Here is a 22,447-nt window from a genome sequence, read left to right on the forward strand (position 1 = left end):
TCTATTTTAGCATGGAAAAGCGCAGGTTGTAAAGGCGCTGGCTCAGAGGGGGAAGAAGGCAGTGAACTGAATGCCGCCGCCGGTGCTCCGGGCAGCCAGCTTACCCTTGTGGCGTCGGACGATGGCCCGGGCGGTGGACAGCCCGATGCCGCTGCCTCCGCTGTCCCTGGCCCGGGAGCCGTCTGCCCGATAGAAGCGGTCAAACAGCTTGGGAATGACCGCCGGGTCCAGACCGGCACAGGGATTGGACAGGGTGAGCTGCACGCCCCGACCCCGCCGGGCCAGGGTCAGGTAGATATGGCCGCCGGGATCGCAGTATTTGACGCTGTTGTCCAGCAGCAGGCCGCACAGCCGGGCCAGGTTCTCCCCGGAGGCCTGGAGCACCAGTCCGGGCTGTATGGAGGCACTCAGGGTCTCACCAGCGGCCTCCGCCAAGGGCTGGAAGTCCTGGACGGCATCCTCCACCAGCTGGCTCAGATCCACGGGCTCCAGCTCCCCCTCGGGCAGGGCCTCCTCGGTGCGGGCCAGCTCGATCAGGTGGTGGATCAGCCGGTCCAATCGGGTGATCTGGGTCTGGGTGCTCTCCAGCCAGCGGTTGCTGCCCACGGTGGCCTCCAACAGTCCGGTGTTGGCTGAGATGATGGCCAGTGGGGTCTTCAGCTCATGGGAGGCGTCGGTGACAAACTGCCGCTGCTTTTCCAGGTTTTCCGCAAAGGGACGGACCACCCGCCGGGAGAGCAGTACCAGCAGCACAAAGACGATGGCGATGCAGGTCAGCGAAGCCAGCACAGTGATGCGCAGCACGCTGCCCACTGCCTGAAGCTGTAAAAAGCAGTCCAGGCCGATGATGGAGATGCCGTCCTCATCCTGAAATACCCCGTAGCGGTAGTAGCCCAGATAGCCGGAGGTCTTGCAGCTGTCCAGGATCTCATCCACCCGGTCCACCACCATCTTGGAGTCCAGCGCCGCAATGTGTTCGGCGTTTACCTCCAGCACATCCTGCCCGTCGTCGATGTGGACCATAAAATAGCGGGTCTCAAAGGGGGTCTCCTGGGTGATCTGAAAGCCGCTGTAGGCTCCGGGGTCCAGCGGCCCCTCCTCCGGGCTGGGAAAAGAACCGGCGTTCTGATAGAGGGTATGGATCACCGTGTCCGCCCGGTGGGTGTTGATGAGCCGGTAGCCTACATTGATGGCCAGACAGAGCAGGAAGAGGGTTCCTGCCAAAGAGAGCATGGCGATCACCAGAAACCGGCGCCGCAGGGAGGAGATCAACGGGCTACCTCCAGGGCATAGCCCAGGCTCCGGCTGGCGGTGATCTTCACCTGCGCGTGGAGCCGCTCCAGCTTGCGGCGGAGGAAGGAGATGTAGGCCCATACCACGCTGACGTCGGCCTCGCTGTCACAGCCCCAGATCCGCTCCATCAGCTGCTCGGTGGACAGCCGGAGGCCGGGCTGGCGCATGAGCAGCTCCAGCAGCTAGTACTCCTTGCTGGCCAGCCGGAGGGAGGAACCGTGGGCGGAGAGCTCAAAGGTGGCCCGGTCCAGCGTCAGGTCTCCCACCGTCAGCCGGTCGGGGATGAAGCTGCCCTTCCGGCGGGTCAGGGCCCGGACCCGGGCGGTCAGCTCTCCCATGGCGAAGGGCTTGGTGAGATAGTCGTCCGCACCGGCATCCAGTCCCCGGATGCGGTCGGGGATCTCCCCGCGGGCGGTGAGCAGAAGGACGGGGGTGTCCACACCGTGCTCCCGCAGGGTGGTCAGCACCTCCAGACCGTCCATACCGGGCATCATCAGGTCCAGGACCAGGCAGTCGTACAGGCCGGACAGGCCGTAGTCCAGGGCGTCCCGCCCGTTGTATACCGTCTCCACGGAGTAGTGCTCCCGCCGGAGCATGGCCTCCAGTGCGTCAGCCATGTCCCGCTCGTCGTCTGCTACCAGGATCTTCATTGCTATGTCCACCTCTGTCTGCAAAGTGACTCCAGTGTAATAGGAAGCTGTGCCGGGAATATGGCTTGTTTTTGAACAAACTGCAAATTTTTCCCCTTACCCCAGTCTTTTTCAGGTTGCTTTTAAGTAAGCGTCCTATAATTTGGGGCAGCGTCCGTGTTACCGCGGCACGCGTAAGGAGGGAACGCATTTGATTGAGATCGACCATCTCACCAAGCGGTACGGCAGCCATACGGCATTGTCCGACCTGAATCTGACGGTGGAACCGGGACAGATCTACGGCTTCCTGGGCCCCAACGGTGCGGGCAAGTCCACCACTATGAACATCATGACGGGCTGCCTGGCGGTCACGGAGGGGACTGTCCGCATCGACGGCTACGACATCTTCGAGGAGCCGGCTAAGGCAAAGGCACTCATCGGCTATCTGCCCGAGCAGCCGCCAGTCTACCCGGATATGACGCCCCGGGAGTACCTGGAGTTTGTGGCCCAGGCCAAGGGTGTGGACCGGAGCGCCCGGGCCGCCCAGCTGGACCGGGCCATGGAGGTGACCCAGATCCACGGCGTCCGGGACCGACTGATCAAAAACCTGTCCAAGGGCTACAAGCAGCGTGTGGGCATTGCCCAGGCCCTGCTGGGGGATCCACATGTCATCATTCTGGACGAACCTACCGTAGGTCTGGACCCCATTCAGATCATTGAGATCCGGGACCTGATCCAGGAGCTGGGGAAGGACCACACCGTCATCCTCAGCAGCCACATTCTGTCTGAGGTCCGGGCGGTCTGCCGCCAGATCATGATCCTGTCCAAGGGGCGGCTGGTGGCCAGCGACACCCCGGACAACCTGGAAAAGCTCTTTGCGGGTGCTACGACCCTGGAGCTGACCCTCAAGGGCGGCGAGGACGCGGTCCGCGGGGCATTGGCAAAGCTGCCCGGGGTGCAGGGGCTCACCTGTACGCCGGGTGGAGAGGGCCGCCTGCAGGTGTCTCTGGAGACGGAGGCCACCGACGAGGTGAGCGAGCGGGTGTTCTATGCCTGTGCCGGAGCCGGACTGCCCATCCTCCGGATGGACCGGAAGAAAGCCAGCCTGGAGGACGTATTCCTGGAGCTCACCGCCGCCGACGGGGCGGAAGCGCTGCCCCAGCAGCAGGAGGAAGCGGACGGCGCCCAGGACCTGCCGGAGACTGAGACGGAGGAAGAGGGGGGTGAGGAGCCGAGACAGCCATCTATCGGCGGGAACTGCGCTCCTACTTTCAGGGCATGACCGCCTATGTATTTATTGCCTTTCTGCTGGTCTTTGCCGGCATCTACACCATGGTGTACAACCTGGACGCCGGTTATCCCAACTTTGAATATGTCTTGCAGGCGATGACCATCATTTTCCTCATCGCCATTCCCATTCTGACCATGCGTGTGATCGCAGAGGAGCGGCGGCAGAAGACCGACCAGCTGCTCTACGCCCTGCCCCTGGGCATGACCCGGGTGGTGCTGGGCAAGTATCTGGCCATGCTCACCGTGGTGGCTATCCCCTGTGCGATCATGGGACTCTACCCGCTGCTGCTGTCTACCTTCGGCAGCGTGTTTCTCCCCACCGCCTACGGAACCCTGGTGGGCTTCTTCCTGCTGTCCGCCACCCTGGCTGCCATCGGTCTGTTTATCTCCTCCCTGACGGAGAACCAGGCGGTGGCTGCCGGTCTGTGCTTCGGCGTGATGCTGATGCTCTACTTCATGTCCGACCTGTCCTCCATGGTGCCTGACTCCACCGGGGCCTCCCTGGCCGCGCTGCTGGTGACGGTGCTGGTGGTGGCCGGACTGGTGCGCATCTTTACCCGGTCCACCCCTGCGGCGCTGGTGGTGGCCATTGCAGGTGAGGCGGGACTGTTTGTGGCCTACCTGCTGGTACCCGATTCGTTTTCCAACCTGTTCAGCAATTTGGTGGACGGCCTGTCGGTCTTTGAACGGTTTTATGCCTTTGCAGACGGAGTGTTTGATCTGACCGCAGCTCTTTACTTCCTGTCTGTCATTGCTGTATCGCTGTTTCTGGCGGTGCAGTCCATGGAAAAGCGGAGGTGGAGCTGATGAAGCGGAAGATCGACTGGAGCGGTGCGCGGAATTCCTTCCGCAGCCGCGCATTTCGGGCGGGCGGCTACAGCCTGGCCGCTGCCGCCATTGTCATTGCCATTGCGGTAGCCCTTAACCTGATGGTGGGCGCCCTGCCGGCCTCCTGGACCAAGGTGGACCTGACCGACACCGGTCTGTACTCCCTGTCCAGCCAGACCGAACAGCTGGTGGCTGAACTGGAGGAGGACGTCACGGTATACTGGATCGTCCAGGACGGCAGCCAGGACTCCACCATGGAGCAGCTGCTGGAGCGGTACAAGAGCCTTTCCAAGCACCTGAAGGTGGAAGAAAAGGACCCGGTGGTCTACCCCAGCTTTGCCCAGCAGTACACCGATTCCACCCTCTATAACAACTCGCTGATCGTGGTGTGCGGAGACCGGAGCCGGTACATCAGCTACTATGACATCTATGTGACTGACTACTCCTCTTACTATACCACCGGCACCACCTCCACCCAGTTTGCCGGTGAGAGCGAGCTGACCTCCGCCATCGACTATGTGACCAACGAGGACCTGCCCACGGTGTATACCCTCACCGGCCACGGCGAGAGCGAGCTGCCCAGCGAGCTGAGCGAGGGCGCGGAGGATGAGAACCTGCTGCTGGAGGAGTTGTCCCTGGTCAACGGCGAGGCCGTTCCCGAGGACGCGGATGCCATCATTCTCTACTCTCCCCAGCGGAATATTTCCTCTGACGAGAAGGATGCGCTGCTGACCTATCTCCAGGGCGGCGGCAAGCTGCTGCTGGTTACCGATTACACCGATACGGACATGCCCAATCTGGCGGAGCTGATGGAATACTACGGCACCGCTCTGATGGACGGCCTGGTGCTGGAGGGTGACAGTGACCATCACATGCGTGGGTATAACTACTACCTGCTGCCCGATATCAGCAGCCACGATATCACCCAGCCCCTGGTGGATGGCGGCTATTATATCCTCATGCCCCTGGCCCAGGGGATCACGGTCTCCGACGAGCTGCGGGACGGCCTGACGGTGACTGAGCTGCTCACCACCTCCGATTCGGCCTATGCCAAGGCGGATGGCTACAACATCACTACCTTTGAAAAAGAGGATGGCGATGTGGACGGCCCCTTCGCCCTGGGTGTGGCCATCGCCGAAGAGGTGGAAGGGGGCCAGACCGGTATCGTGTGGCTGACCACCAGCTATATGTTTGACAGCGACAACAACATGCGGGTGGCGGGCGCCAACAACGACCTGTTCCTCAACGCGCTGGACTGGATGTGTCAGCGGGAGAGCGCCATCTCCATCCGTGCCAAGGATCTGTCCACGGAGTATCTGACGGTGTCTTCCTCCTCGGCCTCCACCTGGAGCCTGATCCTGGTGGCCGTGGTGCCTCTGGCCTTCCTGGTGGGCGGCGCTGTGGTGACCATCCGAAGGAGGAGACGCTGATGAACCGAGGGAAAAAACTGATTATCCTGGGCTGTGCCCTGGTGGTGCTGGGCGCGGGATATGCCGTGGCCCGCACCGTCTACGCCGACCCCACCGAAGAGGACGAGGGCGTTGCTCTGACCGTGCCGGAGGATACCGCCCGGCTGGAGTGGACCCGCGACGGTACCACCCTGGCCCTGGTGAAGGAAGAGGACAGCTGGAGCTATGCCGATGACGACGCATTCCCGCTGGACCAGAGTGTGCCCGAGGACATGACCAGCGTCCTGTCCGGCCTGACCGCCAGCCGGGTGCTGGATGCGCCGGAGGAGCTGGCCGACTACGGGCTGGATGAACCGGCCCTTACCATCACGGCCACCGACGCCGACGGCACCGCCTATACCTTTTCCATTGGAGACCAGAATGAGGTGACCCAGGAGTATTACCTGCTGTACAACGGGGACTCCAGCAAGGTCTATATGGTGGACTCCACACTGCAGGATACCTTCTCTTTGGGCCTGTACGACATGGTCCAGATGGAGAGCCTGCCCATGTTCGGCACGGTGACCGGACTCTCCGTTACCCAGCCCGGCGGCAGTGTCAGCGTGTCCTATGTGGAGGACAGCGAGAGCCTTTACTATGACAGCAGCGTACACTGGTTCCTGGAGCAGGAGGACGGCACACAGCTGGCCCTGGACACCGGAAAGGTGACCTCGCTGACCTCCAGCGTGACGGGCCTTACCTGGATCTCCTGCGTCAACTATGACGCCGACGACCAGGAACTGGCCGCCTGGGGCCTGGACGAGGATACGGCGGTCAAGGTGGTGCTCACCTACCAGCCTGCCAGCAGTGAGGACGACGAGGAGGAGAGCGACACCGAAGCCGAGCCTCAGACCTTTGTCCTCTACCTGGGTAATGATACCGACGAGGGAACCTACGCACGACTGGCGGATTCCCGCATGGTCTATCTGATTGACAGCAGCACGGCGGACAGCCTGCGCTATACCTCTTATTCCTCCCTGCGCTCGGCGGAGATCTGCAGTGTGGACTGGAACACCGTGGACCGGCTGGAAGTGACTGTTGACGGAACCACCAACACCATTTCCTTTGATGAGCAGGAGCAGGAGACCACTGCTGACGGCGGAGACACTGTGACGGAGACGGTGCCGCTCTACACCTGGAATGGTACAGAGATGGACACCACCAGTGTGGAAAGTATGCTGGATGCCATGGATGCCCTGACGGCCACCGGCGACTTTAACGGCGAAAACCAGGGCGAGCTGCTGGCCAGCTTCACCATCTACCGGGACAGCACCTACTTCACCGAACTGACCCTGGAGCTGTACGCCTACGATACCAGTTCCTGTCTGGCCGTCTTTAACGGCGGTACGCCCAGACTGGTGGACCGCAGCGCGGTCACCACCCTGACGGACGCGCTGGACAACCTCTTTACGGAGGAATAAAAACGCTTTCTTCATCTTTCCTTTCTCCTGAGACCGGCGCACCGCACAAGTATGGTGCGCCGGTCTCCACATTTACATGAAAATGAAAGGATCGGGCATACTGAGAGGGTGGACACACCTTTCACAGAAATTGTAATATAATATTTAAAATTATATTATCTTTTAATGTTGACAATATAATGAGATTGAGACTATACTATAGAAGAAGATGAGAAACGACAAACTACGGTTTTGAATCGTCAGGTGATATTATGAATCAGGAAAACATTTTAAGAGGCAATCCTTCCGCCCTTTATTATCATCCCAAAGCCCGCCCGGTCAAAAAGGTCAAGCAGAAGCGGGACCCCTATGACGGACTGCGGCCCTGGTCGGCCATTACCCACGGCGCGGGTGCGGCCCTGGCTGCGGTGGGTACGGTGCTTTTGGTGGCCCGCTGCCTGCTGGAGGGACTGAGCGTTTGGCACCTGGTTTCCTTCCTGATCTACGGGATCAGCATGGTGTGCCTGTATACCGCCAGCACCCTGTACCACTGCATCAATACCAGCGTGGCCGGGCGTATCGCCCTGCGGAAGTACGACCATGCGTCTATCTATTTCCTGATTGCCGGCAGCTATACGCCGGTGTGCCTGGTGGCGCTGCGGGAAGTGGGCGCCTGGGGCTGGGGCCTCTTCGGTGTGATCTGGGGCCTGGCGGTGGCCGGGCTGGTGCTCACCCTGGTGTGGCTTTCCGCCCCTCGCTGGCTCACCGCCGGCATCTATATCGCCATGGGCTGGCTGGCCGTGACCGCACTGGTGCCCCTGATGCAGGTGCTGCCTGCCGCAGGTATGTTCTGGGTGCTGGGCGGCGGTATCCTCTACACCATCGGCGGTGTGCTCTACGCCGTCAAGTGGCCCGGCCGCAACAACCCCAAGTTTGGCTGCCATGAGATTTTCCATGTATTCATCCTGGCGGGCTCCCTGTTCCACTTCATGCTGATGTATCAGGTGATCGCCGCACTGTAAACGAAGATGAAAAGCCCCCCGGCTTTGCCGGGGGGCTTTTGTTATAGATTGGTGTATCCCATCAGGTACTGGTCCACCTCACGGGCGGCCTCCCGGCCTTCCCGGATGGCCCATACCACCAGGGACTGGCCCCGGCGCATATCACCGGCGGCAAAGACGCCGGGCACGCCGGTGGCGTAACCGCCTTCCGCCGTCTTGACGCAGGAGCGGGGGGTACGTTCCAGACCGAACACCTGAGGCACGTAGTCCTGGGGGCCCAGGAAACCGGCGGCGATGAGGAGCAGCTCGCAGTCGTGTACCTCCTCGGTGCCGGGGATGGGCTGGTGGTCCGGGCCCAGCCGGACGGTCTTAACCGCCTTCAGTTTGCCGTCCTTGTCGCCCATCAGCTCAACCACGGTGGTCTCATAGACCCGGGGATCATGACCGAAGCAGGCGATGGCCTCCTCCTGACCGTAATCGGTCTTGCACACCCTTGGCCACTCCGGCCAGGGGTTGTTTTCGGCCCGCTGGTCGGGGGCCTTGGGCATCATCTCCAGCTGGGTCACGCTGGCACAGCCGTGGCGGATGCAGGTACCCACGCAGTCGTTGCCGGTGTCGCCGCCGCCCACGATGACCACATGCTTGCCCTTGGCGGAGGGGTAGGTACCCTCGGCCAGGCCGGAATCCAGCAGGGCGCGGGTGGTCTCCTTCAAAAAGTCCACGGCAAACCACACCCCGTCCAGCTCCCGGCCGGGGACAGCCAGGTCACGGGGCTGGGCGGCGCCGCAGCACAGCACCACCGCGTCAAACTCCTTCAGCAGGTCCTGGGCTGGGAGGGTCTTGCCTACATCAGCGCCGGTGCGGAACTCCACGCCCTCGGCGGTCATTTTGCCCAGCCGCCGCTGGACCACAGACTTCTCCAGCTTCATGTTGGGGATGCCGTACATCAGCAGGCCGCCGGGCCGGTCCTCCCGCTCGAACACGGTGACGGAGTGGCCCCGGTGGTTGAGCTGGTCGGCGCAGGCCAGACCGGCAGGGCCGGAGCCTACCACCGCCACCCGCTTGCCGGTGCGGGCCTTGGGGGGACAGGGGCTCATGAGGCCACGCTCCCAGGCATCCTCGATGATGCCCAGCTCGTTGTCCCTGACGGTGACGGGGTCCCCGTGGAGCCCGCAGGTGCAGGCCGCCTCACACAGGGCGGGGCACACCCGGCCGGTAAACTCGGGGAAGTTGTTGGTCTTTAAAAGCCGCTCCAGAGCGTGGGTGAAGTTGCCGGTGTAGACCAGGTCGTTCCACTCGGGGATCAGGTTGTGGAGGGGACAGCCGGACACCATGCCGTTCAGCACCGCGCCCGACTGGCAGAAGGGCACGCCGCACTCCATGCAGCGGGCGCCCTGCCGCCGGCGATCATCCCGGCTGAGCCGGGGATGAAACTCGTTATAGTGTTTGATGCGCGCCTGGGGGGACTCGGAGGGATTCCCCTTGCGCTGATATTCCAAAAATCCGGTGGGCTTTCCCATGGTTATTCCCCCTTCTGGTGGGTGTTGACGTAGAAGGCCTCTACCTGGGCCTCCTCCCGGCTCATGCCCTTCTCTTCGTACTGGGCGATGGTGCGCAGCATCCGGTCATAGTCGTGGGGCAGGATCTTCTTGAACAGAGGCAGATAGTCGTCGAAGTGCTCCAGGATGTGTTTGGCTCTGGCCGAGCCGGTGGCGTCGGTGTGGGCCTGGATCATGTCCTTCAGCTCAGCGGCGTCGTGCTTCTCGGTGACCGGCTCCATGGACACCAGGGCTTTATTCAGCCGCAGATACAGGTCACGGTCCTCATCCAGCACATAGGCCACGCCTCCGCTCATACCGGCGGCAAAGTTCTTGCCGGTGCGGCCCAGGACCACTACCCGGCCGCCGGTCATATACTCGCAGCCGTGGTCGCCTACGCCCTCTACGACGGCGGTGGCGCCCGAGTTGCGGACACAGAACCGCTCGCCGGCCACGCCGTTGAGGAAGGCCTGGCCGCTGGTGGCGCCGTAGAGGGCCACGTTGCCCACCAGAATGTTTTCCGCCGGGTCAAAGGTGCTGTCCTTGGGGGGATAGACCACCAGGCGGCCGCCGGAGAGGCCCTTGCCCAGATAGTCGTTGGCATCGCCCTCCAACTCCAGGGTCAGGCCCTTGGGTAGGAAAGCGCCGAAGGACTGGCCGCCGCCGCCGATGCACTTGACGGTAAAGGTGCCGCCGGGCAGGCAGTCGCCGTGGAGGCGGGTGATGTCGGAGCCCAGAATGGTGCCCACGGCACGGTCGGTGGAGGAGACCGCCACCTCCAGCCGCTTGGGAGAGCCCTGGGTCAGGGCGCTGCCCAGCTTGCGCTCCAGCACCTTCAGGTCCACCGTGTCCTCCAGATGGAAGTCATAGACGTCGGCGGGATCGAAGTGGGTCTTCTCCTGGCCCACATAGGGGTTGTCCAGGATGGCGGACAGGTCCACCGTGGCGGCACGGTGGTTGACCGCCGGGGTGCGGACGGCCAGCAGGTCGGTGCGGCCCACCAGCTCCTCCACGGTACGCACACCCAGACGAGCCATGTGCTCCCGCAGTTCCTGGGCGATGAAGCGCATGAAATTGACCACATATTCCGGCTTGCCCTGGAACCGCTTGCGCAGCTCCGGGTTCTGGGTAGCCACGCCCACGGGACAGGTGTCCAGGTTGCACACCCGCATCATGACGCAGCCCATGGTCACCAGGGGAGCGGTGGCAAAGCCGAACTCCTCGGCGCCCAGCATACAGGCGATGGCCACGTCCCGACCGCTCATCAGCTTGCCGTCGGTCTCCACCACCACACGGGAGCGCAGGCCGTTCTGGATCAGAGTCTGGTGGGTCTCCGCCAGGCCCAGCTCCCAGGGCAGACCGGCGTTGTGGATGGAGGTGCGGGGAGCGGCGCCGGTGCCGCCGTCATAGCCGGACACCAGCACCACCTGGGCGCCTGCCTTGGCCACGCCGGCGGCGATGGTGCCCACGCCCGCCTCGCTGACCAGCTTCACCGAGATGCGGGCCTGCCGGTTGGCGCACTTCAGATCGTAAATCAGCTGGGCCAGGTCCTCGATGGAGTAGATATCGTGGTGGGGCGGGGGAGAAATCAGGGAAACGCCGGGGGTGGAGTGACGGCACCGGGCGATCCAGGGATAGACCTTGCCGGCGGGCAGGTGTCCGCCTTCGCCGGGCTTGGCGCCCTGGGCCATTTTGATCTGGATCTCCTTGGCACTGACCAGATATTCACTGGTGACGCCGAAGCGGCCGGAGGCCACCTGCTTGATGGCGGAGTTGCGGGTAGGATCGGCCAGACGGTCCGGTTCCTCGCCGCCCTCGCCGGAGTTGGACTTGCCGCCCAGCAGGTTCATGGCCTGGGCCAGACACTCGTGGGCCTCCCGGGAGATGGAGCCGTAGCTCATGGCGCCCGTCTTGAAGCGCTTGACAATGGAGTCCACGCTCTCCACCTCGTCCAGAGGCAGGGGGGTGTTGGCGTACTTCATGTCCAGCAGACCGCGGAGCGTGTGGGGACGGGTCTCGTCGTCCACCAGGGCGGTATACTGCTTGAACAGGTCGTAGTCGCCCCGGCGGGTGGCCTGCTGAAGCAGGTGGATGGTCTGGGGATTGTACATGTGGTCCTCGCCGCCGGAACGGGCCTTGTGGGAGCCCAGCGAGTCCAGGGTGGGATCGCAGCCCAGCCCCAGAGGATCGTAGGCCTTGGAGTGGTTGCGGTCCACCATGTCGGCGATCTCCTGGAGACCGATGCCGCCCACCCGGGACACGGTGTTGGTAAAGTACTTGTCGATCACATCCCGCTGGATGCCGATGGCCTCAAAGATCTGGGCAGACTGGTAGGACTGTAGGGTGGAGATGCCCATTTTGGAGGCGATCTTCACGATGCCGTGGAGGATGGCGGAGTTGTAGTCGGCCACGGCGGTGTGGTAGTCCTTGTCCAGCAGGCCTTCCTCGATGAGCTCCACAATGGTGTCCTCTGCCAGATAGGGGTTGATGGCCCGGGCGCCGTAGCCCAGCAGGGTGGCGAAGTGGTGCACGTCCCGGGGCTCGGCGGACTCCAGCAGAATGGAGACAGCGGTGCGCTTCTTGGTGCGGATCAGGTGCTGCTCCATGGCGGACACCGCCAGCAGAGAGGGGATGGCCACGTGGTTTTCATCCACGCCCCGGTCGGAGAGAATGATGATGTTGGCGCCCTTCCGCCAGGCACGGTCCACAGCCAGGGCCAGGTGGTCCAGGGCCCGGTCCAGGGGAGTGTTCTTGTAGTAGAGGATGGACACGGTCTCCACCTGGAAGCCGGGCTGCTTCATGGCCTTGATCTTCATCATGTCGGTGGAGGTGAGGATGGGGTTGTGGATCTGGAGGACCCGGCAGTTTTCCGGCCTCTCCTCCAGCAGGTTGCCGTCGTCGCCCACGTAGACGGTGGTGTCGGTGACGATCTCCTCACGGATGGCGTCGATGGGCGGGTTGGTTACCTGGGCGAAGAGCTGCTTGAAGTAGCTGAACAGGGGCTGATCCCGGTCGTCCAGCACCGCCAGGGGGATATCGGTGCCCATGGCGGCGGTGGGCTCCGCACCAGTGCGGGCCATGGGGAGGATGGTGTTGCGCACGTCCTCATAGGTATAGCCGAAGGCCTTCTGCAGCCGGTGCAGACGGTTTCTGGTGTTGCGCTCTACCCGGTGGTTGGGAATGGGCAGGTCCTTCAGATGGAGCAGGTTGCGGTCCAGCCACTCGCCGTAGGGCTGGCGGGCGGCATAGGATTCCTTCAGTTCGTCGTCGCCGATGATGCGGCCCTGGTTGGTGTCCACCAGCAGCATACGGCCGGGCTGGAGGCGGGATTTTTCCACGATCTGCTCGGTGGGAATATCCAGCACGCCCACCTCAGAGGACAGAATGAGTCTGCCGTCCCAGGTGACGTAATACCGGGAGGGGCGCAGGCCGTTGCGGTCCAGCACGGCGCCCACCACGTCGCCGTCGGAGAAGAGGATGGAGGCCGGGCCGTCCCAGGGCTCCATCAGGGTGGCGTAATACTGGTACAGGTCCCGCTTGGAACGGGAGATGGCCTTGTCCTCCATCCAGGGCTCGGGAATGCAGGCCATGACAGCCAGAGGCAGGTCCATGCCGGCCATCATAAGGAACTCCAGGGTGTTGTCCAGCATGGCGGAGTCGGAGCCGGACACGTTGACCACCGGCAGTACTTTGTCCATCTGATCGGCCAGCAGGGGGGAAGACATGGTCTCCTCACGGGCCAGCATACGGTCTACGTTGCCCCGGATGGTGTTGATCTCGCCGTTGTGGGCCATGAGCCGGTTGGGGTGAGCCCGCTCCCAGGAGGGATTGGTGTTGGTGGAGAACCGGGAGTGGACCAGCGCAATGGCGGACTGGTAATCCTTGCTTTGCAGGTCGGGATAAAACTGACGCAGCTGTCCCACCAGGAACATGCCCTTGTAGACGATGGTACGGCTGGACAGGGAGGGAACATAGGTGTTGTCGTTGGACTGCTCAAACACCCGGCGGACAATGTAGAGCCTACGGTCGAAGGGCAGGCCCGGATCGGTGTCCTCCGGGCGGGACACAAAGGCCTGCTCAATGACGGGCATCTTGTCCAGGGCCTTCTGCCCTAAAATCTCCGGGCACACCGGCACGGACCGCCAGCCTAGGAAGGTCAGGCCCTCCTTTTCGGCAATTACCTCAAACATCTTCTTGGCCTGGCTGCGCTTCAGGGTGTCCTGGGGGAAGAAGAACATGCCAATGCCGTAGTCCCGGGGGCCGGGCAGGTCGATGCCCGCCGCCTGGGCGGCCTTGGCAAAGAAGCGGTGAGAGATCTGGACCAGGATGCCAACGCCGTCGCCGGTCTTTCCCTCTGCGTCCTTGCCGGCCCGGTGTTCCAGTTTTTCCACGATCTTCAGCGCGTCGTCCACCGTCCGGTGGCTGGGTTTGCCCTGAATATCCACGACAGCCCCGATGCCGCAGCTGTCGTGTTCAAAGGCGGGATGATAGAGCCCGCGGGGCGGATAGCCTTCTGTTTTCATGGTTCATTCCCCTTTCCGGGTGAGTTTGGGCGGTGGGACGGTAGTAAAAAACGGCGGCAGTATGTCCCCGACTGCCGCCGTGAGACTGCATTGTCTCAATGCTGTTTAGTTTGCCCTATTCTGCGCTCTCCAGTACCATTTGGGCCGTCTGGAGCAGTTTTGTTCCGTTGTCCATGCTGGTTTTCTGCAAAAAGCGGTGGGCCTGCTCCTCGGTCATGCCGTTGCGGTCCATCAGCAGGGCCTTGGCCTGACGAATGAGCTCCAGCTCCTCCGGGGAGCGGCGGGGCCGCAGGGCCCGCTCCAGCCGCCGCCCCATCTGGAGGAGCATCCGCACGGAGGCGGTCAGGTCGCCTTTGGAGACCGGGGCGGGCAGCCGGAAGAGGTCGTCATCCTGCAGCAGATCCAGCAGATTCTGGGAGGCCAGGACCAGCACGGCGCAAGAGGGGGGAAGGTCGCCTGCCAGGGCCTCGGCGCTCTGATCAGCCAGCTTGAAGCCGCAGATGACAGCGGTGATATGGATCTTGTTTACCGTACGGCGGACCTGGTCAGCCGTTTTGCAGAGGACGCAGGAGGCAGTGCCGGAACTCTCCAGGATCTCCTTGATGCGGCTGGCATTTTTGGTGTTTTCAAAGGCAACGATCACCTGTTCCATGGTTGTTCACTCCCAACTGTGAGGAGGCTGTTGCTTGGGGATCAATAGTTGATGATATACTTCTCCCGCTCCCAGGAGGAGACGCGGGTGCGGTACTCGTCCCACTCCTTCTCCTTGCCAGCGATGTAGTTGCCGGCGATGTGCTCTCCCAGGGTGTCCAGGATGAGGGGATCGGCCTTCATGGCCTCGATGGCCTCCTCCAGGGAGCCGGGCAGGGAGTCGATGCCGTTGGCCTCACGGGTGGCCTGATCCATCACAAAGATGTTCTCGGTGACCTCGGCAGGGGGGACCATGCCCTTCTCAATGCCGTCCAGGCCGGCGGCCAGGCAGACGGCCAGCTCCAGGTAGGGGTTGCAGGCGGGGTCGGGGGAGCGGAGCTCCACGCGGGTGGACTGACCGCGGGAGGCGGGAATGCGAATCAGAGCGGAACGGTTGGAGGCGGACCAGGCCAGGTAGCAGGGGGCCTCGTAGCCGGGCACAAGACGCTTGTAGGAGTTGACCAGGGGATTGGTGACGGCGGCCATGCCCTTCACGTGGGCCAGCAGACCGGCGATGAAGGAATAGGCCTCCTTGGACAGCCCCTTCTCTCCGTCGGGATCATAGAACACGTTCTTGCCGTTGCGGAACAGAGACATGTTGGTGTGCATGCCGGAGCCGTTGATGCCGAAGATGGGCTTGGGCATGAAGGTGGCGTGGAGGCCGTTCTTCTGAGCCAGGGTCTTGACCGCCAGCTTAAAGGTCATGATGTTATCGGCGGCGTGGAGGGCCTCCTCGTACTTGAAGTCGATCTCGTGCTGGCCCACGGCTACCTCGTGGTGGCTGGCCTCGATCTCGAAGCCCATCTGCTCCAGTGCCATGCAGATCTCCCGGCGGGTGCCCTCGCCGTGATCCAGGGGGCCCAGGTCGAAGTAACCGGCCTCGTCGTTGGTCTTGGTGGTGGGACGGCCCTCGTCATCGGTCTGGAACAGGAAGAACTCGGCCTCGGGGCCCACGTTGAAGGCGTCATAGCCCATGTCCTTGGCACGCTGGAGCACTCGCTTCAGGGTGCCTCTGGGATCGCCCACAAAGGGGGTGCCGTCGGGGTTATACACATCGCAGATCAGGCGGGCCACCTTACCGTGGCTGGGCCGCCAGGGGAAAACCACGAAGGAATTGAGATCGGGGTAGAGATACTGGTCGGACTCGTCGATCCGCACGAAGCCCTCAATGGAGGAGCCGTCGAACATGATCTGGTTGTTGACCGCCTTCTCAATCTGGGAGGCGGTGATGGCAACGTTTTTCAGCTGACCGAAGATGTCGGTGAACTGGAGGCGGATAAACTCAATATCCTCCTCATGGACGATGCGGATGATATCTTCCTTGGTGTATGACATTGCAGGTATCTCCTTTCGTTCTTTCATATTGAAAGAAAAAGAAGAAGGCGCTCCCACCCTGGCCGGGTTGGAACGCCTTCGTTCTCAACTGATGGTGCAAGTATAGACACATCAGGATTATTTGTCAATAGAAAATTGAAAATCAGCAGGATTTTGGAAAGATGACTGGAAAGCGGAAGTTTGAAGAGCAAGAATTTTATGCAACTAGCGATAAATAGACTTGCATAAATCGAGATCAGCGGACGCGCAGCCGGGCGGCCGCCTCCACGAAGCCCCGGAAGAGGGGATGGGGCCGGTTGGGACGGCTCTTAAACTCGGGATGGTACTGCACCCCCACGTAGAAGGGGGAATCGGGCAGCTCCACTGCCTCCACCAGACGCCCGTCGGGGGACAGGCCGCTGAGTACCAGACCGGCTCCGGTCAGGGTATCCCGGAACTGGTTGTTGAACTCATAGCGGTGGCGGTGCCGTTCCCGGATCAGGGGGGCGCCGTAGCAGCGGGCCAGCATGGTGCCGGGCTGGACGGCACAGGGATAAGCCCCCAGACGCAAAGTGCCGCCCTTGTCGATCTCGTCGCTCTGGCCGGGCATGAAGTCGATGACCTTGTGGGGGCAATCGGGGACGAACTCGCCGGAGTGGGCGTCGGCCAGTGCGGCCACGTGGCGGGCAAATTCAATGACCGCCACCTGCATGCCCAGGCAGATGCCCAGATAGGGGACCTGGTGCTCCCGGGCGTACCGGGCGGCCAGGATCATACCCTCAATGCCCCGGGCGCCGAAACCGCCGGGCACCAGGATGCCGTCCAGACCCCCCAGCACCTGGGTGTAGTTCTCCACAGTCACGGTTTCCGAGTCGATCCAGCGGATGTCGATGCTGGCCTCCAGCGGATAGCCGGCGTGGCGGAGGGCCTCAGCCACCGACAGATAGGCGTCGTGGAGCTGGACATATTTGCCCACCAGACCGATGGTCACCGTGGAGCGGGGGGCCTTGATCTGGTCTACCAGAGCCTCCCACTCGGCCAGGTCGGGGGCGGGAGTGTCCAGCCCCAGCTCCCGGCACACCACGGCAGAGAAGCCGGCGGCTTCCAGCATGAGGGGGGCCTCATAGAGGGTGGGGAGGGTGACGTTCTGAATGACGCAGTCGGGCTTTACGTTACAGAAGCCGGCAATCTTTTCAAAGATGCTCTGGTCGGTGATGGGCTCGTCGCACCGCAGCACGATGATGTCCGGCGAGATGCCCATGCCCTGGAGCTCCTTCACCGAGTGCTGGGTGGGCTTGGACTTGTGCTCCCCGGAGGCTCTCAGATAGGGGACCAGGGTCACATGGATGTAGAGGGCGTTGCCCTGGCCCACCTCCCGGCCCACCTGCCGGATGGCCTCCAGGAAGGGCTGGCTCTCCATATCGCCGGTGGTGCCGCCGATCTCGGTGATGACCACATCCGCCCCGGTCTTGTCGCCTACGGCGTAGATGAAGCGCTTGATCTCGTCGGTGATATGGGGGATGACCTGTACTGTTTTGCCAAGATACTCTCCCCGGCGCTCCTTGGCAATGACATTGGAGTATACCCGGCCGGTAGTCAGGTTGGAGAACTGGTTCAGATCCTCGTCAATGAAGCGCTCATAGTGGCCCAGGTCCAGGTCGGTCTCCGCCCCGTCCTCCGTCACAAAGACCTCGCCGTGCTGATAGGGGCTCATGGTGCCGGGGTCCACATTGATGTACGGGTCCAGCTTCTGGGCGGCCACCTTCAGCCCACGGGCCTTCAGCAGCCGGCCCAGGGAAGCTGCGGTGATGCCTTTGCCCAGGCCGGAGACCACGCCGCCGGTCACAAAAATATACTTTGTCATCCTTAACCCCTCCTGATTCAATCAAAAAAAGAGGGTGTTTCAGGAAGGGGAGACACTGCTGCCTCCCTTCATGGAACACCCTCGTTCACGGCGGATACTTTACCACCTGCCGGGCTGCTTGTCAATGGAAAAGGGGGAGATTTTTCAGGATTTTGGGCGGGATTTGAAGAGCAGGGCACCCAGCAGGCCGAAGAGCACCGCCGCTGTGATGCCGCCTGCCGCGGCGGTGATGCCGCCGGTCAGGATACCCAGCGGCCCCTTTTCTGCCACCGCCTGGGCCACGCCCTTGGCCAGCAGGTAGCCGAAGCCGGTGAGGGGCACGGTGGCTCCGGCGCCGCCCCACTCCACCAGCCAGGGGTAGACTCCCAGGCCGCCCAGGATCACCCCGGCCACCACGTAGGAGACCAGGATGCGGGCGGGGGTGAGGGAGGTCTTGTCGATGAGAATTTGCCCGATGAGGCAGAGGGCGCCGCCACATACAAAGGCCCGCAGATAGGGAAAAATCACATCCATAGGTCCGTCCTCACTTTCCAGTGTCCAGCGCTACCGCGTGGCAGATGCTGGGGATGCTCTCTCCCTGCTGGGAGGAAGTTGGGGAGAGAAGGGCTCCGGTGCCGCAGAACAAGATGCGTTTCCAGCGGCCGCCGGCCATTCCGTTGAGGAGCATCCCGGCCAGCACTACAGCGGAACAGCCGCAGCCAGAGCCGCCGCAGTGGACGTCTTGCCCCTCCAGGTCGTAGATCAGGGTGCCGCAGTCAGCCAGGTTTTTCAGGTCCATCCCGTCCCGATGGAACCAGTCGGCCACAATGTCCCGGCCCAGCTTGCCCAGATCGCCGGTGATAATCAGGTCGTAGTCGGAGGGCTTGCGACCCGTATCCTGAAAATGGGCAGCGATTGTGGAGTAGGCGGCGGGTGCCATGGCTGCGCCCATATTGGCGGCATCCTTGATGCCCTTGTCCACGATCTTGCCGGTGGTGATGTGGGTGACATAGGGGCCCGGCCCCTGGTTGGCCAGGACGACGCAGCCCGAACCGGTCACCGTCCATTGAGCGGTGGGGGTCCGCTGCCCGCCGTACTCCAGGGGGGAGCGGTACTGCCGCTCGGCGGAACAGAAGTGGGAGGAGGTCATGGCCGCTGCCCGCACGCCGAAGCCACCATCCAGCAGCATGGCTGCCAGGGACAGACTCTCCGCCATGGTGGAACAGGCCCCGTACAGCCCGAAAAAGGGCACGTCCTGCCCCCGGACGGCAAAGCCGGAGCCGATACACTGGTTGAGCAGGTCTCCCGCCAGCAGATAGTCCAGGGCGGACACGCTGATGCCCGCCTTGTCCAGGGCGGCGGCCAGGGCCAGCTTCTGCATGGCGCTCTCCGCCTTTTCCCAGCTCCGCTCCCCAAAGGAGTCGTCCTGGCTGATGTGGTCAAAGGTGGCGGCCAGGGGGCCTTGCCCCTCCTTTTTGCCCACCACGCTGGCGCTGCCGATCACCGAAGGCGGATGCTCTAGGGCCGCGGTATGGCGGCCCAGCTTTTTGTTTGTCATAAGCTCACCTCTTCACGGGACGGAATGGATACCGTCCGCCCGTCTGATACTATTTTGAACGAAAAGCATGCAAAATATGAGGGCGTATTTTGTATGCGGTCCGGCTGGTCAACCCGCTGCATTTGCGTTATAATGTACCATATACACAAAAGAACCTGCGGGGCTGTCCGGTCCTGCGGGCAAATGGGAGGTCCTCCATGGAAGAACAACCCAAGCGTACTCTGGCGTATCTGTGCCCGGCCTGCCACCAGAGCGTGGTGGTGGAGCGCACCGTGTTCCAGCTGGCGGCCTCGGCCAATGACCTGCCCTGTCCCTGCGGCAAGTCCTCCCTCCATGTGGAGATGATGGGTGACCGGGTGCGGCTGACGGTTCCCTGCCTCTCCTGCGGGAGGGACCACACCGTTACCTGTTCCACCAACGCCTTTCTCCATCAGAAGGTACTGGCCTTCTCCTGTGCCCAGTCCGGCCTGGACTGCTGCTACGTGGGAGAGGAGGGGCCGGTATTTGCCGCCCTCCGGCGCCTGGAGGAGGCGGCGGACAAGCTGGAGCGGCCTGAGGGCCAGGAGAAGGGCGCGTTCCTGGACGAGCTGGTGATGCACGAGGTGCTCTCCGAGCTCAAGGAGATCGCCCAGCGGGACGGTATTTCCTGCACCTGCGGCTCCCACCGTTGGAAGCTCCAGGTCAACTACAGCTCCATAGACCTCTTCTGTGCCGACTGCGGTGCCGCCATGCGCATCCCGGCGGCCACCTCCAGCGACATCGACGACATCTGCTGCAAGACCAAACTGTTGATCCACGGCAGAGGGGAGGGATAAGCGGTGTATTTTGAGGGCAGCTATCCCATCGACTCCCGGGATGTGGACCCCTGGAATCACTGCCGGCCCTCCGGCCTGATGGGCATTTTGCAGGAGGCGGCGGTGGCCGCCGCCTGTGAGCTCCACGCCTCCCGGGAGGAAATGCTGGACAAGTACGGACTATTCTGGATGCTGGCCCGGATGTGGTACCGGCTGGACCGGCCCCTGGGCTGGAACGAGAAATTGGACATCCGCACCTGGCACCGGGGCGGCAGCGGAGCCTCCTCCTACCGGGATTTCGACCTGTTTGTGGACGGAAAGCAGGTAGGAGAAGCGGTATCCGTATGGGTGCTGGCCGATGCCAACACCCACCGGCTGGCCCGGATGAGTAAGATCGAAGAGTTCCAGGACAGCGACGGCGGTGCGCTGTGCAAGGACAAGACGCTGTTCCGCTTCAAACTGCCTGCCGAAATGGCGGCGGCCGATCACCGGGCCATGCACTACAGCGACACCGACATCAACGGCCATGTGAACAACGTCCGCTATGCCGATTTCATCTGCGACGCCATCCGGATGGACCGGCTGGGGGACAGCTGCTATGTCTCCGCCCTCCAGGTGGACTATCTGGCGGAGTGCATGGCGGGGGAGACCATCACCCTCTTGACCGGCCAGCAGGATGGAAAGCACTACGTCCGCGGTGCGGACGAAGCGGGAAAAAGCCGTTTTGAAGGCGCGGTTACTTTGACGCCACTTGACAGCGGAGCGGCAATCAAGTAGAATAGGTAAAATTATTTTAAAATAGAGAAAAAGGAGATGCACTTATGGTCAACACTGACGAGCACCAGAAGTTCCTCAAGCAGGGTCTTACCTTTGACGACGTACTGCTCATCCCCGCGGAGAGCGACGTCCTGCCCGCGGACATCGACCTGCATACCAGACTCACCCGCAAGATCCGTCTGAACGTGCCCCTGATGAGCGCCGCCATGGATACGGTTACCGAGTACCGCATGGCCATCGCCATTGCCCGTGAGGGCGGCATCGGCATCATCCACAAGAACATGTCCATCGGTGCTCAGGCCGAGCAGGTGGACATGGTCAAGCGCAGTGAGAACGGCGTTATCACCAACCCCTTCTGGCTGGCGCCCGGCCACACTCTGGCTGAGGCCGACGCCCTGATGGCCAAGTACCGGATCTCCGGCGTGCCCATCTGCAAGGACGGCAAGCTCATCGGCATCATCACCAACCGCGACATGAAGTTCGAGACCGACATGAGCCAGCTGGTGGACAACGTGATGACCAAGGACAACCTGGTCACCGCCAAGGAGGGTGTCACCCTGGAGGAGGCCAAGGAGCTGCTCCGCAAGCACAAGATCGAGAAGCTGCCCATCGTGGATGACGAGTACCGCCTGAAGGGCCTCATCACCATCAAGGACATCGAGAAGGCCACTGTGTATCCCAACTCCGCCCGCGACGAGAAGGGCCGCCTGCTGGTGGGCGCCGCCATCGGCGTTACCTCCGACGTGCTGGACCGTGTGCGCGCTCTGGTGGAGGCTGGTGCCGACGTGCTGTGCCTGGACTCCGCTCACGGCCACTCCCACAACATCCTGGACTGCGTCCGCCGCATCAAGGCCGTCTACCCCGACGTGCAGCTGATCGCCGGCAACGTGGCTACCGCCGAGGGCACCCGCGCCCTCATTGAGGCGGGCGCTGACTGCGTCAAGATCGGTATCGGCCCCGGTTCCATCTGTACCACCCGCGTGGTGGCCGGTATCGGCGTGCCCCAGATCACCGCTGTCTATGACGCCGCTCGTGTGGCTGCTGAGTACGACATTCCCATCATCGCCGACGGCGGCGTGAAGTATTCCGGAGACATCGCCAAGGCTCTGGCCGCCGGCGCCAACGTGGTCATGCTGGGCTCCCTGCTGGCCGGCTGTGAGGAGTCCCCCGGGGACACCGAGGTCTACCAGGGTCGTCAGTTCAAGGTCTACCGCGGCATGGGCTCTCTGGGCGCCATGGCCTGTGGCTCCAAGGACCGCTACTTCCAGCAGAACAACAAGAAGCTGGTTCCCGAAGGCGTGGAGGGCCGCGTGCCCTACAAGGGACTGACCGGCGACACCATCTATCAGCTCACCGGCGGCCTGCGGGCCGGCATGGGCTACACCGGCTGCCACAACATTGAGGAGCTGCACGCCAAGGCTCAGTTCATGCAGATCACCGCTGCCGGTCTGAAGGAGTCCCATCCCCACGACATCTATATCACCAAGGAAGCGCCCAACTACACCGTCAATCCCCAGTAAG

At 62.6% G+C, this 22,447-nt stretch carries 18 protein-coding genes; 8 read left to right on the forward strand and 10 right to left on the reverse strand.

The features are described 5' to 3' along the window. Positions 1-42: 42 nt before the first annotated feature. From J9789_RS03470 to J9789_RS03475, 3 genes are read right to left on the reverse strand one after another with little or no spacing between them, the layout of a single operon-like run. The gene (locus J9789_RS03470) at positions 43-1,272 is read right to left on the reverse strand and encodes a HAMP domain-containing sensor histidine kinase (RefSeq protein ID WP_209342401.1); all 1,230 of its coding nucleotides are present in this window, start codon (positions 1,270-1,272) and stop codon (positions 43-45) included. After that, on the reverse strand, positions 1,269-1,475 hold the full coding sequence (locus J9789_RS17370) for a winged helix-turn-helix domain-containing protein (RefSeq protein ID WP_348633642.1): 207 nt from the start codon (positions 1,473-1,475) through the stop codon (positions 1,269-1,271). The genes J9789_RS03470 and J9789_RS17370 overlap by 4 nt, the downstream gene beginning before the upstream one ends. After that, entirely contained in the window at positions 1,476-1,943 is a 468-nt protein-coding gene (locus tag J9789_RS03475) for a response regulator (protein ID WP_348633626.1), read from the reverse strand. A gap of 190 nt (positions 1,944-2,133) precedes the next feature. On the opposite strand from J9789_RS03475, the gene J9789_RS03480 reads away from it, so the two are divergent. The 5 genes from J9789_RS03480 (at position 2,134) to J9789_RS03500 (ending at position 7,910) form a co-directional block, all read left to right on the forward strand. Beyond that, positions 2,134-3,204, forward strand: a complete 1,071-nt coding sequence (locus J9789_RS03480; protein WP_209342403.1) for an ABC transporter ATP-binding protein — start codon at positions 2,134-2,136, stop codon at positions 3,202-3,204. Beyond that, positions 3,201-4,019 (forward strand): ABC transporter permease subunit, encoded by an 819-nt coding sequence (locus J9789_RS03485; RefSeq protein WP_209342405.1) that lies wholly within the window; start codon positions 3,201-3,203, stop codon positions 4,017-4,019. Before J9789_RS03480 ends, J9789_RS03485 begins: the two co-directional genes overlap by 4 nt. Continuing rightward, a complete protein-coding gene (locus J9789_RS03490) occupies positions 4,019-5,470 on the forward strand; it encodes a GldG family protein (RefSeq protein WP_209342407.1) in 1,452 nt (483 codons plus the stop codon). The genes J9789_RS03485 and J9789_RS03490 overlap by 1 nt, the downstream gene beginning before the upstream one ends. Next, positions 5,470-6,909, forward strand: a complete 1,440-nt coding sequence (locus J9789_RS03495) for a DUF4340 domain-containing protein (RefSeq protein ID WP_209342409.1) — start codon at positions 5,470-5,472, stop codon at positions 6,907-6,909. Before J9789_RS03490 ends, J9789_RS03495 begins: the two co-directional genes overlap by 1 nt. Before the next feature lie 251 nt (positions 6,910-7,160). Next, positions 7,161-7,910, forward strand: coding sequence for a hemolysin III family protein (locus J9789_RS03500; protein ID WP_209342410.1), 750 nt, complete (start codon positions 7,161-7,163; stop codon positions 7,908-7,910). A 41-nt stretch (positions 7,911-7,951) separates the two neighbouring features. Here the strand turns inward: J9789_RS03500 and J9789_RS03505 are convergent, their stop codons facing one another. The 7 genes from J9789_RS03505 to spoVAD form a co-directional block, all read right to left on the reverse strand. Continuing rightward, positions 7,952-9,409 carry a glutamate synthase subunit beta gene (locus J9789_RS03505; RefSeq protein ID WP_209342415.1) on the reverse strand — a complete coding sequence of 486 codons (1,458 nt, stop codon included), beginning with the start codon at positions 9,407-9,409 and terminating at the stop codon, positions 7,952-7,954. 2 nt (positions 9,410-9,411) lie between these two features. Then, positions 9,412-13,950: a glutamate synthase large subunit gene (gene gltB / locus J9789_RS03510; protein ID WP_209342417.1), complete on the reverse strand. Its 4,539-nt coding sequence runs from the start codon at positions 13,948-13,950 to the stop codon at positions 9,412-9,414. Between the two features lie 115 nt (positions 13,951-14,065). Continuing rightward, the gene (locus J9789_RS03515; RefSeq protein ID WP_209342419.1) at positions 14,066-14,602 is read right to left on the reverse strand and encodes an ANTAR domain-containing protein; all 537 of its coding nucleotides are present in this window, start codon (positions 14,600-14,602) and stop codon (positions 14,066-14,068) included. 41 nt (positions 14,603-14,643) lie between these two features. After that, the gene (glnA, locus tag J9789_RS03520) at positions 14,644-15,975 is read right to left on the reverse strand and encodes a type I glutamate--ammonia ligase (protein WP_209342421.1); all 1,332 of its coding nucleotides are present in this window, start codon (positions 15,973-15,975) and stop codon (positions 14,644-14,646) included. A 235-nt stretch (positions 15,976-16,210) separates the two neighbouring features. Further along, positions 16,211-17,818: a CTP synthase gene (locus J9789_RS03525; RefSeq protein WP_209342423.1), complete on the reverse strand. Its 1,608-nt coding sequence runs from the start codon at positions 17,816-17,818 to the stop codon at positions 16,211-16,213. A 144-nt stretch (positions 17,819-17,962) separates the two neighbouring features. Further along, a complete protein-coding gene (gene spoVAE, locus J9789_RS03530) occupies positions 17,963-18,331 on the reverse strand; it encodes a stage V sporulation protein AE (RefSeq protein ID WP_209342428.1) in 369 nt (122 codons plus the stop codon). A gap of 10 nt (positions 18,332-18,341) precedes the next feature. After that, entirely contained in the window at positions 18,342-19,355 is a 1,014-nt protein-coding gene (spoVAD, locus tag J9789_RS03535; RefSeq protein WP_209342430.1) for a stage V sporulation protein AD, read from the reverse strand. A gap of 197 nt (positions 19,356-19,552) precedes the next feature. On the opposite strand from spoVAD, the gene J9789_RS03540 reads away from it, so the two are divergent. From J9789_RS03540 to guaB, 3 genes are read left to right on the forward strand one after another with little or no spacing between them, the layout of a single operon-like run. After that, a complete protein-coding gene (locus J9789_RS03540; protein WP_209342432.1) occupies positions 19,553-20,170 on the forward strand; it encodes a hypothetical protein in 618 nt (205 codons plus the stop codon). 3 nt (positions 20,171-20,173) lie between these two features. After that, a complete protein-coding gene (locus tag J9789_RS03545; RefSeq protein ID WP_209342433.1) occupies positions 20,174-20,926 on the forward strand; it encodes an acyl-ACP thioesterase domain-containing protein in 753 nt (250 codons plus the stop codon). A 44-nt stretch (positions 20,927-20,970) separates the two neighbouring features. Further along, positions 20,971-22,446, forward strand: coding sequence for an IMP dehydrogenase (gene guaB / locus J9789_RS03550; RefSeq protein WP_209342443.1), 1,476 nt, complete (start codon positions 20,971-20,973; stop codon positions 22,444-22,446). Position 22,447 lies beyond the last annotated feature (1 nt).

Origin of the sequence: Flavonifractor sp. AGMB03687 (assembly GCF_017811815.1) — a bacterium.
In the GTDB taxonomy this organism is placed as follows: Bacteria; Bacillota; Clostridia; order Oscillospirales; family Oscillospiraceae; genus Flavonifractor.

Excerpts from the sequence above, each read along its gene's own strand:
- J9789_RS03475 (WP_348633626.1), bottom strand. The coding sequence starts at position 1,943 with ATGAAGATCCTGGTAGCAGACGACGAGCGGGACATGGCTGACGCACTG.
- J9789_RS03485 (WP_209342405.1), top strand. The coding sequence starts at position 3,201 with ATGACCGCCTATGTATTTATTGCCTTTCTGCTGGTCTTTGCCGGCATC.
- J9789_RS03490 (WP_209342407.1), top strand. The coding sequence starts at position 4,019 with ATGAAGCGGAAGATCGACTGGAGCGGTGCGCGGAATTCCTTCCGCAGC.
- J9789_RS03495 (WP_209342409.1), top strand. The coding sequence starts at position 5,470 with ATGAACCGAGGGAAAAAACTGATTATCCTGGGCTGTGCCCTGGTGGTG.
- J9789_RS03500 (WP_209342410.1), top strand. The coding sequence starts at position 7,161 with ATGAATCAGGAAAACATTTTAAGAGGCAATCCTTCCGCCCTTTATTAT.
- J9789_RS03505 (WP_209342415.1), bottom strand. The coding sequence starts at position 9,409 with ATGGGAAAGCCCACCGGATTTTTGGAATATCAGCGCAAGGGGAATCCC.
- gltB (WP_209342417.1), bottom strand. The coding sequence starts at position 13,950 with ATGAAAACAGAAGGCTATCCGCCCCGCGGGCTCTATCATCCCGCCTTT.
- J9789_RS03515 (WP_209342419.1), bottom strand. The coding sequence starts at position 14,602 with ATGGAACAGGTGATCGTTGCCTTTGAAAACACCAAAAATGCCAGCCGC.
- glnA (WP_209342421.1), bottom strand. The coding sequence starts at position 15,975 with ATGTCATACACCAAGGAAGATATCATCCGCATCGTCCATGAGGAGGAT.
- J9789_RS03525 (WP_209342423.1), bottom strand. The coding sequence starts at position 17,818 with ATGACAAAGTATATTTTTGTGACCGGCGGCGTGGTCTCCGGCCTGGGC.
- spoVAE (WP_209342428.1), bottom strand. The coding sequence starts at position 18,331 with ATGGATGTGATTTTTCCCTATCTGCGGGCCTTTGTATGTGGCGGCGCC.
- spoVAD (WP_209342430.1), bottom strand. The coding sequence starts at position 19,355 with ATGACAAACAAAAAGCTGGGCCGCCATACCGCGGCCCTAGAGCATCCG.
- J9789_RS03540 (WP_209342432.1), top strand. The coding sequence starts at position 19,553 with ATGGAAGAACAACCCAAGCGTACTCTGGCGTATCTGTGCCCGGCCTGC.
- guaB (WP_209342443.1), top strand. The coding sequence starts at position 20,971 with ATGGTCAACACTGACGAGCACCAGAAGTTCCTCAAGCAGGGTCTTACC.